The following is a 12,122-nucleotide window of genomic DNA, read 5'->3' on the forward strand; positions in this document are numbered from 1 at the left end:
CAGGGAATGGTAGACCGTGCGATCTCGAATCACGGAATCGCCTGGACCTCGCGATGCCCGACCGGTGCGTTCGGCGTGGTCACCGGGCACCGTGGACTAGAGGAATTGGTCACCTCACCCACGTGCCCCACGTCGTTAGGTCCACGTGGGCGAACCGTCACGCGGCCCGGCGTTTAGTCTGGACTTCAGCAACTGCCCGCAGTTCCTCGTACCAGTGCCGTCGCAGCCCACTCACCACAGGAGACACCGCATCGTGGCCAGCACCTCAAACAGTCCCGCCGTCATCACCGACGAGATCCGCGCGCTGACCGTCGCCGCTCATCCGGACGACTGGACCGACGTCGACACGCGGGCCGTCGACACCGCGCGCCTGCTGGCCGCCGACGCGGTGCAGAAGTGCGGCAGCGGCCACCCCGGCACCGCGATGAGCCTGGCACCTCTGGCGTACACGCTGTTCCAGCGCACCCTGAGGCACGATCCCGCCGACCCGGCATGGGTGGGCCGGGATCGTTTCGTCTTGTCCTGCGGACATTCGAGCCTGACCCTGTACGTCCAGCTGTACCTGGGCGGTTTCGGTCTCGAACTGGGCGACCTGCAAGCGCTGCGCACCTGGGATTCACTGACCCCCGGCCACCCCGAGTACCGGCACACCAAGGGCGTGGAGATCACCACCGGCCCGCTCGGCCAGGGTCTGGCGTCGGCGGTCGGCATGAGCATGGCCTCGCGGTACGAGCGCGGCCTCTTCGATCCGCAGGCAGCACCTGGCACCAGCCCGTTCGATCACTTCATCTATGTCATCGCCTCCGACGGCGACATCGAAGAGGGTGTGACCTCCGAGGCCAGTTCGCTCGCCGGAACCCAGCAACTGGGCAACCTGATCGTCTTCTACGACCAGAACCAGATCTCCATCGAGGACGACACCGATATCGCCCTGTCGGAGGATGTGGCCAGGCGGTACGAGGCCTACGGCTGGCATGTGCAAACCGTCGAAGGCGGTGAGAACGTCGCCGGTATCGAGGCCGCGATCGAGGCGGCCAAGGCCGTCACCGACAAGCCCTCGATCATCTGCCTGCGCACGGTCATCGCGTTCCCGGCCCCCACCAAGATGAATACCGGCGCCTCGCACGGTTCGGCACTGGGTGCCGACGAGATCGCCGCCACCAAGACCATCCTCGGTTTCGATCCGGAGAAGTCCTTCGAGGTGTCCGACGAGGTCATCGGTCACACCCGCGCGCTGCTCACCCGCGGCGCCGCCGCCAAGGCGGAGTGGACCACCGGGTTCGATGCGTGGGCCGCGGCCAACCCCGAGGCCAAGTCGCTGTTCGATCGGCTGCACGCCGGTGAGCTGCCCGAGGGCTGGACCGACGCGCTGCCCACCTGGACGCCCGGCGACAAGGCGGTGGCGACCCGATCGGCCTCGGGCAAGGTGCTCTCGGCACTCGGTCCGGTGCTGCCGGAACTGTGGGGTGGTTCGGCCGACCTGGCCGGCTCCAACAACACCACCATCGACGGCGCGAAGTCGTTCGGTCCGGCGTCGATCTCGACATCCACCTGGACCGCCGACCCGTACGGACGCACCCTGCACTTCGGTATCCGTGAGCATGCGATGGGCTCGATCCTGTCGGGCATCGTCCTGCACGGGCCGACCCGCGCCTACGGCGGCACCTTCCTGCAGTTCGCCGACTACATGCGTCCGGCCGTCCGGCTCGCGGCGCTGATGGAGATCGCCCCGGTCTACGTGTGGACGCACGATTCGATCGGCCTCGGTGAGGACGGACCCACCCACCAGCCGATCGAACATCTGGCCGCACTGCGTGCGATTCCGAATCTGGACGTGGTGCGTCCGGCCGATGCCAACGAGACCGCCTACGCGTGGGCCCACATCCTGACCCGCCACAACAACCCGGCCGGACTGGCCCTGACCCGGCAGAACGTCGCCGTTCTGGAGGGCACGTCCGCCGAGGGCGTCGCCGCCGGCGGCTATGTGCTCAGCGACGCCGACGGCGAGGCCGCGGTGGTGCTGATCGCGACCGGTTCAGAGGTGGAGCTGGCGGTGGCAGCCCAGCAGACGCTCAAGGACAAGGGCATCGCCGCCCGCGTCGTGTCGATGCCCAGCATCGAATGGTTCGACGAGCAGACCCAGGAGTACCGCGATTCGGTGCTCCCCCCGGCCACCCCGCGCGTGGTGGTCGAGGCCGGTATCGCGATGCCGTGGTTCCGGTTCGTACCCTCCGCCGATCAGATCGTCTCGCTCGAGCACTATGGCGCGTCGGCCGGGTACAAGGTGCTCTACGAGGAGTTCGGTATCACCGCCGGGGCCGTCGTCGCGGCCGCGGAACGCGCAATAGGCACAGCGGAACGCGCAGCCGCCAAGTAACCACTCGACACCAGGGAGAACCGTCGTGACCCAGAACGAGAAGCTCGCAGAACTGTCCGCCGCAGGGGTATCGGTGTGGCTCGATGACCTGTCCCGGGATCTGATCTCCTCCGGCGACCTGGCCACCCTCGTCGACACCAAGTCGGTGACCGGTGTCACCACCAACCCGTCGATCTTCCAGGCGGCGCTGTCGGCCGGCACCAGCTATGATGCCCAGGTGGGCGAGCTGGCCGCGCGCGGAGCCGACGTGGACGCCACCATCCGCACCGTCACCACCGACGACGTCCGCAATGCCTGTGACGTGCTCGCCCCGGTGTACGAGGCCACTGACGGGGTCGACGGCCGGGTGTCGATCGAGGTCGATCCGCGTCTGGCGCACGATACCGACGGCACCATCGCCCAGGCGATCGAACTGTGGAAGATCGTCGACCGGCCCAACCTGCTGATCAAGATCCCCGCGACCGTCGCCGGTCTGCCCGCGATCAGCAAGGTGATCGCCGAGGGCATCAGCGTCAACGTGACACTGATCTTCTCGGTGGAGCGCTACCTCGGGGTGATGAACGCCTACCTCGACGGTCTGGAGGCCGCCGCCACCGCCGGACACGATCTGTCGACGATCCATTCGGTGGCCTCGTTCTTCGTCTCCCGCGTCGACACCGAGGTGGACAAGCGGCTGGCCGCCATCGGCTCGTCCGAGGCGAAGGAGTTGCAGGGCAAGGCCGCGCTGGCCAATGCCCGCCTGGCCTACGCCGCCTACGAGGATGTGTTCGGCGGCGACCGCTTCGCCGCGCTGGTGGCCGAGGGCGGACGGTCGCAGCGTCCGCTGTGGGCGTCGACGGGTGTGAAGAACCCCGACTACCCCGACACCCTCTACGTCAGCGAGCTGGTCGCGCCCAACACCGTGAACACGATGCCGGGCAAGACGATGGACGCCTTCGCCGACCACGGCTGGGTCAACACCTCCTCGATCATCGGTCTGGGCGACGCCTCGCGGGAGGTTTTCGACAAGATCGCCGCACTCGGAATCGATTTCACCGATGTCTTCGAGGTGCTCGAAAGCGAAGGAGTGAGTAAGTTCGAAGACGCATGGAACGAACTGCTCATCGCGACCGCGGAGCAGCTGCGCGCAGCGAAAGGCTGAAACCTGGTGACATCCCGGAACGCACAGCACGACGGCACCGACTGGACCAATCCGCTGCGCGATCCCCGGGATAAGAGGTTGGCCCGGATCGCCGGTCCCTGCAGTCTGATCATCTTCGGGGTCACCGGCGACCTCGCCCGCAAGAAGCTCATGCCCGCCGTGTACGACCTGGCCAACCGGGGTCTGCTACCGCCCTCGTTCGCGCTGGTCGGGTTCGCCCGGCGCGACTGGGATCACGAGGAGTTCGCCAAGATCGTCCATGACGCGGTCCGCGACCACGCCCGAACCGGTTTCCGGGAAGAGGTGTGGGAGCGGCTCAGCGAGGGCTTCCGTTTCGTGCGGGGCTCGTTCGACGACGACGCCGCCTTCGACCGGCTCAGGGATACCCTGCTGCGTCTGGATACCGAACGCGGCACCGACGGCAATCACGCGTTCTACCTGTCGATCCCGCCGAAGGCCTTCCCCACCGTGCTCGAACAGCTGAACCGGGTGGGTCTGGCCTCCGGGGGCGACGAGCACTGGCGGCGGGTGGTGATCGAGAAGCCGTTCGGTCACGATCTGCAGTCCGCGAAAGAACTCAACGGCATCGTCAACCGGGTGTTTCCGGAGTCGTCGGTGTTCCGGATCGATCACTATCTCGGCAAGGAGACGGTCCAGAACATCCTGGCGCTGCGGTTTGCCAACCAGTTGTTCGATCCGCTGTGGAGTTCGCACTACATCGACCATGTGCAGATCACGATGGCCGAGGACATCGGCCTCGGTGGCCGGGCCGGCTATTACGACGGGATCGGTGCGGCCCGCGACGTCATCCAGAATCATCTGCTGCAGCTGATGGCGCTGGTGGCGATGGAGGAGCCGATCTCGTTCGAGCCCAAGCAGTTGCAGGCCGAGAAGATCAAGGTCCTGGCCGCCACCCGCAATATCGAACCGCTCGCGCAGAACTCGGCGCGCGGACAGTATGGTCCGGGCTGGCAGGGCAGCGAGAAAGTGCCGGGCCTGATCGACGAGGACGGTTTTGCCGCCGATTCGATCACCGAGACGTACGCGGCGATCGCGCTCGAGGTCGATTCACGGCGCTGGGCCGGTGTGCCGTTCTATCTGCGCACCGGAAAGCGCCTGGGCCGCAGGGTCACCGAGATCGCTTTGGTGTTCAAACGGGCGCCGCATCTGCCGTTCGACAAGACCATGACCGAGGAACTGAGCCAGAACGCGCTGGTCATCCGGGTGCAGCCGGATGAGGGCATCACGTTGCGGTTCGGCTCCAAGGTGCCCGCATCGAGCATGGAGGTGCGCGATGTGAATATGGACTTCAGCTACGGCACCGCCTTCACCGAGGCGTCCCCGGAGGCCTACGAGCGGCTGATCCTGGACGTGCTGCTCGGTGAGCCGTCGCTCTTCCCGGTCAACGAGGAAGTCGAATTGTCGTGGCAGATCCTCGATCCGGTCCTGGCCCAGTGGGCCTCGGACGGCAAGCCGGATACCTACGAGTCGGGCACCTGGGGCCCGGCCTCGGCCGAAGAGATGATGAACCGCACCGGCCGTAGCTGGCGCCGACCGTGAGGAGCTTGCGATGATCGTCGACCTTCCGGACACGTCCACCGGCGTCGTCGCCAAACGGATCGTGGAGGTCCGTGAATCCGGCGGCGCCATCAGCCTGGGCCGGGTGCTCACCCTGGTGGTGGTCGCCGAACGCGGCGAACCGACCGAGGGCGCCATCTCGGCGGCGATCGACGCGAGCCGCGAACATCCGAGCCGGGTCATCGTGGTCTCGCGTGGCGACGAGAACCACACCACCCGGCTGGACGCGCAGATCCGGGTCGGCGGCGACGCGGGCGCCTCCGAGGTGGTGGTGCTGACGTTGCACGGCGAACTGGCCGCCCACCCGGATTCGGTGGTGATTCCGTTCCTGCTGCCCGACACCCCGGTGGTCACCTGGTGGCCGGGTACCGCACCGGCCCTGCCGTCGGCCGATCCGATGGGCAGGCTCGGCACCCGCCGGATTCTCGACGCGACCAAGGATCCCGACCCCGAGACGGTGCTGGCGCGCCGCCTGTCCAGCTATGGCGCCGGTGACTCCGATATCGCGTGGACCCAGATCACGCCGTGGCGCGGGATTCTGGCCTCGGCCGTCGACAGGCCGCCGCACGAGGCGATCACCGCCGTCGATGTGTCCGGTCCGTCTCATTCACCGGCGATCGATCTGCTCGCCGGCTGGTTGCGGACCGCGCTGAAGGTTCCCACCCGGCGCAGTATCGGCAGTTTCGAGGTCCGGCTGCACCGCAAGAGCGGGCCGACGGTTCTGGCCATCGACGAGAACAGCAACGCGGTGCTGACGGCGCCGGGCAAACCGGACGGCCGGATCGCGCTGGTGCGGCGCAACCTGCCGATGTGTCTGGCCGAGGAGCTGCGTAGGCTCGATGCCGACAAGATCTACGAGATGGCACTTGCCGGTGTCGGCGAGGTGGAGACGGTGGAAAGGGTTTCGGCGTGATCGCAGCAGACAATCCGCATGTGGAGCCGGTGACCGAGACACTGGTCTTCGACGACAAAACCGAGCTCGTTTCCACTGCCGCGCAACGCTTTGTGGATGTGGTGACCGCGGCGCAGCGCGAACGCGGGGTGGCGCACGTCGTGCTCACCGGCGGCAGCAACGGTATCGCGATCCTGGCGGCGCTTGCCACCGGGGCGGGCGTTACGGCCGACGGACTCGACTGGACGAATATCGAAATCTATTGGGGCGATGACCGTTTCGTTCCCGACGGCGATCCCGATCGCAATGCGGGGCAGGCCCGGGATGCGTTGCTCGCCCATGTCCCTGTCGATCCGGCCAAGGTGCACCCGATGGCCCCGTCGGACGGCCCGTTCGGTGACGACATCGCCGCCGCCGCCGCCGACTATGCCCGCCTGCTGGCGTCGTTGTCCGCCGACGGGGTGGCTCCCGAGTTCGATCTGCATCTGCTCGGCATGGGCGGTGAAGGGCACATCAACTCCCTGTTCCCCCACGCCGAGGCCACTGCCGAGACATCGAAAACCGTCGTTGCCGTCACAGACTCCCCCAAGCCTCCGTCACGCCGTATCACCCTGACGCTGCCGGTGGTCAACCGCAGCCGCGCCGTGTGGTTCCTGGTCGCCGGCGCCGACAAGGCGGAGGCCGTGGCGGCGGCCCGCGATGGTGCCGATGCCGCCGACTGGCCGTGCGCCGGTGCCCACGGCACCGCCGAAACGGTCTGGTTCCTCGACACCGCGGCGGCCTCCCACCTCACCGCCTAGCAACCTCACCGCTTAGCCACCCCGCCATTTCCCATCAATTCGCGCACCCGCCATCCCCTGGCTTGCTAGCGTCCGACCATGATTCGATCCGCTGTCCGCCCGGTGATCGCAACGGTCACCGCGGTGGCCGCTGTGCTGCTGACTGTTGTCGCCCCGGCTTCGGCCGCTCCGAAACCGTATCCGGTGAGCTACGACGCCCTCGGATCGTTCATCGCCGGTTCCCTCGTGGCCGATGTCCCGCCGCCCGGGGCGAATATCCGAACGTGCCACAGCGCGACGCACCCGACGCCGGTAATTCTGGTGCACGGTTTTTCAGCGAACCAGAACGGTAGCTGGCGGGCGATCGCGCCGATCCTCGCCAATGACGGGTACTGCGTGTTCACGCTCAATATGGGGCAGACCTCGTTAAGTCGGCCGCTCGGCATAGGGCATATCGAGAGCCTGTCGACGTCGGCGACACAGTTGTCGACGTTCGCCGACCAGGTCCGAGTATGGACGGGCGCACAGAAGGTCGATCTGATCACCCATTCCGCGGGCGGTGCGGTCGCCAACATTCTGCTGCACGATCTGAACGGTGCGACAAAGGTGCGACACGTGATCAATGTCGGCGGGGTGCTGTCCGGGTTCCCGGAGGTCCACGGCATGGCGATGATCGATATTCCCGCGCTCAAGGCACCGCTGTTGGAAATCTGTCCCGGCTGTGGCGATCTCGACGACCGCGACCGGTACCAGTCGCTGAAAGCGCCGATACCACATGTTCGGTACACCAATATCGCCACGATGAACGATGAGTTGGTGACTCCGTACCGCAACGCCCATCTGCCTGCTGCGCCGAACGTCGCCAACATCACGGTGCAGAAGGTGTGCCCGGGCTCGATCGTCGGACATATCGGTCTGCTGTATGACCGTGGTGTCATCACGATGATCCGCAACAGCCTCGATCCCGACCGCAGACGCCCGGTCAGGTGCGAGCCGGGTTTCCCGCTGTAGATCCGTTGGCGAGCCGGTCTGGGACGCCGCCTACGCCGAATCACATCTCATCGCCGCCGCACCGAGACCCCGCGCTCACCGAGGAGTCCCGCGGCCCGATATCGCTGTGCGGCATCGGGAACATCGGCGACGCCGATGCGAGCAGACGTCAGGCGACACCTTTGAACGGATCATGCTCTGCGATCAGCTTTTCCACACGTGCCTCGTCCAGGCGTGAACGGATCGACGTCTGTTCCTGCCGGTCGCGCACCACCTTCGCGAGGGTGAACGTGCTCGACACCAGGAACAGCAGGGTGACGCCGAAGTAGCCACGCTGCCAGGAGTCGAGTGGGAGGTTCCACACACCGATCACCGATGCGCTCAGGCTGACCGCGAATGCGATGATCGCCTGAATCTGAAACGCCGACGTGGTCGCGGACTGCGGGATGTCTTTACTCTGTGCCATGCCTCGACGCTAGATCGTCCCGGATGAGCGAACATGCGTAGCGCTACTCACATCTCCACACATATCGGAATAAAATAATGTCTTGGCATTGCACCGGACGTACCCTATTCTCATATCTCACCGACACCGCGACCGAAGGGAGACGACCATGCGCGGCAGCATCTGTGACGCTGTGTGCGACGGCTTCTCGTATCCCGGTTCGCCCATGACAAGCGCCTGAGGACTCTGCCGGCTCCTTGCCCGTGGACAGGTGTCGCCACGGCCGATCAGCATCGTGCCGATATACCTGTGCCGGTCGGATCGCGGCTATTCCAGCGGACTGTAAATTCGTGGCTTTCGAGCATCGCAGGTTCGAGTCCTGCCCGGCACACTCTCCGTCACGTCATTTCAACCCAGCAGGCAACCCGGCCGGCCTGTCATCGCACCCCGCATACGGCCACCTGATCATTTCCGGAAGGACAATTCCGATGGATGCCTCACCCCAACGTCCCAATGTCGAATACGGCGATCCCGCGGTCGCCCTGCCGAACGAGATCCTGCGTTCGGTGGTGGGCAGCGGCGTGCACGGTATCGCGATCCCCGGTACCGACGACCACGACGAGATGGGTGTCTACGTCGAACCGCCCGAGTACATCCTCGGCATCATCGAGCATCGTCAGGACTACATCTGGCGGACGCAACCAGAGGGCGTACGCAGCGGCCACGGCGACACCGACCTGGTGCTGTATTCGCTGCGGAAGTACCTGCGGCTGGCCACCAAGGGCAATCCGACAGCGTTGCTGCCGTTGTTCGCACCGGAGAGGTCTCTGGTCGTGCGCACGCCACTGGGTGACGAACTGCGTGCACTGCGGACGGCGAGTAGTGCCCCATAGAGTGGTGTAACTCGGTGACCAGGACCGTGGCCGGCAGCGTGTGGCTGTCGGGCAGGGAAGCGGTCACCGTGTGATCCTTCGAGTCAACCTCTCACAGAATCCTCGAATGGAGTCATCACGATGACCGCACCCCACATTGTCGACCCGGCCGGCCTGTTGAGCCAAGCTCTGACCGACGCGTCACCGGATCTGATGCGCGAGCTGCTGCAGACAGTGATTAACGCCCTGCTGTCTGCGGATGCCGACGCCGTGTGCGGCGCCGAATGGGGCCGCCGGTCCGAAGAGCGCACCAACTACCGCAACGGCTACCGCCACCGACCCTCGATACCCGCGTAGGCACCATCGACGTCGCCGTGCCCAAGCTCCGGTCGGGCACCTACTTCCCGAGTGGTTGCTCGAACGCCGCAAACGCGCCGAGTCCGCGCTGATCACCGTGGTCGCTGACTGCTATCTCGCCGGGGTCTCGACCCGCCGGATGGACAAGCTGGTCAAGACCCTGGGCATCGATTCGTTGTCGAAGTCGCAGGTCTCCCGCATGGCCGAAGACCTCGACGAACAGGTTGCCGCGTTTCGTCACCGCCGACTGGACGAGGCCGGCCCGTTCACGTTCGTCACCGCGGATGCGTTGACGATCAAGGTCCGGGAGAACAAGCAGGTCGTCAAAGCCGTCGTGCTGCTGGCTACCGGAGTCAACGGTGACGGTCATCGTGAGGTGCTCGGCATGCAGGTCGCCACCAGTGAGACCACAGCCTCGTGGAACACCTTCTTCGCCGACCTCGTGGCCCGCGGCCTGGGCGGAGTTCGCCTGGTGACTTCCGATGCCCATGCCGGGCTCATCGAGGCGATCGCAGCGAACCTACCGGGAGCGGCCTGGCAACGCTGCCGCACCCATTACGCGGCGAATCTGATGGCGGTGTGTCCGAAGTCGATGTGGCCAGCAGTCAAGGCCATGCTGCACAGCGTCTATGACCAACCCACTGCTGGTGCGGTCAATGCCCAGTTCGACCGACTCATCGAATACACCGAAGACCGCCTACCCGACGTCGCCGAACACCTCGGCGACGCCCGTGAAGACCTGCTGGCATTCGCCGCGTTTCCTGATGACGTGTGGCGCCAGATCTGGTCCAACAACCCCACAGAACGACTCAACCGCGAGATCCGGCGCCGCACCGACGTCGTAGGCATCTTCCCGAACCGCGATGCCATCGTCCGGCTCATCGGAGCAGTGCTCGCCGAGCAGACCGACGAATGGGCCGAAGGCCGCCGCTACCTCGGCCTCGAAGTGCTCAGCCGCTGCCGGCTGACCGTCACCGACACCGACCACACACCGGAGGTGAACACCGACCCACTGATCCAACTACCCGCCTGACCACCTACGAAGGACCACAACCAGTTACACCACTACGCGGGACTTGACCGGACGGCGTTCCTGTCACGGGTCGCCGTCGAACGGTTCCTCGGCTACATGCACTCGCAGCACGAACGGATGCTCGGCCAGGCCGGACGCAAGGTGCCGAACCGGCCCGAACTGATCGAACGGTTCGGCTGGGACGTCAAGTACGGCTCGCACGCGCTGCGGCTGGCGTACCAGGGTCACGAACTGGCGAGCACGGGCCACCTCACGTTGCCGATGCCCGCCGACCAACGTGAACGGGTGCTCTCGGTCAAGCGTGGCGAGGTGCCGCGAGCTGAGGTGTCGGCCCAGATCACCGACCTGGAGTCGCGGGTGCGGGCGCTGCTCGATGAGGATCGCTCACCACTTCCCGGGCACGCCGACGCCGACCGCATCAGTACGTGGGCCGTCGACGCCCAGCGCAGGCACTGGGGCTGGGCATAGGTTTGTGGTTGTGGCGGGATCATCCCCCGCCACAACCATGATCGGCCACCGGTCACCGCGTGGGTACGGCGAGAATCAGCGGCACGGGAAGCTATCCGCTCGCCCTGGAATCCCACGCACGCCAGAGTTCGGCGTACCGCCCTTGTACCGCGACAAGTTCTGTGCGCGTTCCGGACTCGACGACCACTCCGTGATCGAGTACGACGATCCGGTCGCCGCCAGCGGCCTGGGTGAGTCGATGCGCGACGACCAGGGCAGTGTTGACGCCGGACGCAACCAGCCGGTCAGGGCTGAGACTCCCACCCCGCGGCGGGCTGCCCACTGACGGGCGCAACTGATACGCCAACTCCTCCCACGCTCTGGCTTGGCTTCCCTCGTGAGACCGGATCTCACTCAAACGAATCGACATACGCTGAGAGCTCTCAATCTGTGCATGGTGGGCGCCGCCGCATGGCTGCTCATGGCTTGGATGTCAGGGCTGAGGGGATGGCCGACTTCTCGGCGATCCAAGATCCGGCTTCTGGATGAACCCAGCGCGCGAGCTCGACTGCGATGCCGAGGTCGCGGGCAAGGTTTCGACGATGGATCGGCTCATGATGAGCAGCTCTGTTGCGCACAAGCATGAGATCGGCCATGTGACGTTCGACTTTGCGGCGCCGGTCACGTAGATCGACGTCGCCTCCAGGGAACGCGTTGTGCAGCGCCGGGACCCAGAGGCTTGCGTGGTAACGCTGGGCGGTGAGGTATCGCCAGAAGCCGAAGCTGAGCTCGGCGACCACCTTGCCATGTGCGAGCGCTGCCCGTCCGTAACTCGTGGCGCGGTTGCGGGCCTTGTCGATGTCAGCTCGCCCGCGCGAGTCGAGTGGGCAGACATCCAGCCACGACCGCATGCCACGGCCGCTCGCCCAAGCGACGAGTTGGGCGTCGAGAGCGTTGCAGATGACTACCTCAACCATGGCAGTGGTCTGCATGATGGCGGCGGACGCTGTCAGGTTCCATTCGTAGAGACCGAGCGCGCAACCGAGATCCTGATCGCAACTGGCGAGATAGGAGCGCAGGCGGTCGGCCGTCAGGAGATCACGGATGGTCTCGGGTCGCCATGCCCGGCCACTGTCCGCCGCGATGTTTGACATTCCCTAGATTCTCCCTAAAGTTGTCAACGAAGACCCCGGAACGATCCCTGGCCTTGG

General features: G+C 65.8%; 10 protein-coding genes, 1 tRNA gene and 2 pseudogenes. 11 read left to right on the plus strand and 2 right to left on the minus strand.

The window, feature by feature from the left end; translation table 11 throughout:
- Positions 1-253 precede the first annotated feature (253 nt).
- The 6 genes from tkt to GII31_RS11580 all read left to right on the plus strand — a co-directional run bounded on the left by tkt (position 254) and on the right by GII31_RS11580 (position 7,778).
- Positions 254-2,377: a transketolase gene (gene tkt, locus GII31_RS11555; RefSeq protein WP_246221832.1), complete on the plus strand. Its 2,124-nt coding sequence runs from the start codon at positions 254-256 to the stop codon at positions 2,375-2,377.
- A 25-nt stretch (positions 2,378-2,402) separates the two neighbouring features.
- A complete protein-coding gene (gene tal, locus GII31_RS11560; RefSeq protein WP_213243208.1) occupies positions 2,403-3,518 on the plus strand; it encodes a transaldolase in 1,116 nt (371 codons plus the stop codon).
- Between the two features lie 6 nt (positions 3,519-3,524).
- Entirely contained in the window at positions 3,525-5,078 is a 1,554-nt protein-coding gene (gene zwf, locus GII31_RS11565) for a glucose-6-phosphate dehydrogenase (RefSeq protein WP_213243210.1), read from the plus strand.
- A gap of 10 nt (positions 5,079-5,088) precedes the next feature.
- Positions 5,089-6,009, plus strand: a complete 921-nt coding sequence (locus GII31_RS11570; RefSeq protein WP_213243212.1) for a glucose-6-phosphate dehydrogenase assembly protein OpcA — start codon at positions 5,089-5,091, stop codon at positions 6,007-6,009.
- A complete protein-coding gene (gene pgl, locus GII31_RS11575; RefSeq protein ID WP_213243214.1) occupies positions 6,006-6,788 on the plus strand; it encodes a 6-phosphogluconolactonase in 783 nt (260 codons plus the stop codon). The genes GII31_RS11570 and pgl overlap by 4 nt, the downstream gene beginning before the upstream one ends.
- A gap of 78 nt (positions 6,789-6,866) precedes the next feature.
- Positions 6,867-7,778 (plus strand): esterase/lipase family protein, encoded by a 912-nt coding sequence (locus tag GII31_RS11580; protein WP_213243216.1) that lies wholly within the window; start codon positions 6,867-6,869, stop codon positions 7,776-7,778.
- A gap of 148 nt (positions 7,779-7,926) precedes the next feature.
- On the opposite strand, the gene GII31_RS11585 is transcribed toward GII31_RS11580, so the two are convergent.
- Positions 7,927-8,223 (minus strand): YiaA/YiaB family inner membrane protein, encoded by a 297-nt coding sequence (locus tag GII31_RS11585; RefSeq protein WP_213243218.1) that lies wholly within the window; start codon positions 8,221-8,223, stop codon positions 7,927-7,929.
- 288 nt (positions 8,224-8,511) lie between these two features.
- On the opposite strand from GII31_RS11585, the gene GII31_RS11590 reads away from it, so the two are divergent.
- From GII31_RS11590 to GII31_RS11610, 5 genes and pseudogenes are all read left to right on the plus strand, one after another.
- Positions 8,512-8,593, plus strand: a tRNA-Tyr gene (locus GII31_RS11590).
- A 97-nt stretch (positions 8,594-8,690) separates the two neighbouring features.
- The gene (locus GII31_RS11595) at positions 8,691-9,095 is read left to right on the plus strand and encodes a nucleotidyltransferase domain-containing protein (RefSeq protein ID WP_260839951.1); all 405 of its coding nucleotides are present in this window, start codon (positions 8,691-8,693) and stop codon (positions 9,093-9,095) included.
- A gap of 120 nt (positions 9,096-9,215) precedes the next feature.
- Positions 9,216-10,464: pseudogene (locus tag GII31_RS11600) on the plus strand (IS256 family transposase).
- A gap of 24 nt (positions 10,465-10,488) precedes the next feature.
- Positions 10,489-10,932: pseudogene (locus tag GII31_RS11605) on the plus strand (DNA polymerase beta superfamily protein); the annotation flags it as partial.
- Between the two features lie 142 nt (positions 10,933-11,074).
- Positions 11,075-11,257: a hypothetical protein gene (locus GII31_RS11610; RefSeq protein ID WP_213243222.1), complete on the plus strand. Its 183-nt coding sequence runs from the start codon at positions 11,075-11,077 to the stop codon at positions 11,255-11,257.
- Between the two features lie 133 nt (positions 11,258-11,390).
- On the opposite strand, the gene GII31_RS11615 is transcribed toward GII31_RS11610, so the two are convergent.
- Complete coding sequence (locus tag GII31_RS11615; protein WP_213243224.1) at positions 11,391-12,065, minus strand: hypothetical protein; 675 nt, start codon at positions 12,063-12,065, stop codon at positions 11,391-11,393.
- Positions 12,066-12,122: the final 57 nt, after the last annotated feature.

Source organism: Gordonia pseudamarae (assembly GCF_025273675.1).
GTDB classification, from domain to species: domain Bacteria; phylum Actinomycetota; class Actinomycetes; order Mycobacteriales; family Mycobacteriaceae; genus Gordonia; species Gordonia pseudamarae.

What these genes read in the sequence shown, in the direction of transcription:
- GII31_RS11580 (WP_213243216.1), top strand. Translation starts at nt 6,867, where the DNA reads ATGATTCGATCCGCTGTCCGCCCGGTGATCGCAACGGTCACCGCGGTG.
- GII31_RS11615 (WP_213243224.1), bottom strand. Translation starts at nt 12,065, where the DNA reads ATGTCAAACATCGCGGCGGACAGTGGCCGGGCATGGCGACCCGAGACC.
- GII31_RS11570 (WP_213243212.1), top strand. Translation starts at nt 5,089, where the DNA reads ATGATCGTCGACCTTCCGGACACGTCCACCGGCGTCGTCGCCAAACGG.
- GII31_RS11595 (WP_260839951.1), top strand. Translation starts at nt 8,691, where the DNA reads ATGGATGCCTCACCCCAACGTCCCAATGTCGAATACGGCGATCCCGCG.
- GII31_RS11585 (WP_213243218.1), bottom strand. Translation starts at nt 8,223, where the DNA reads ATGGCACAGAGTAAAGACATCCCGCAGTCCGCGACCACGTCGGCGTTT.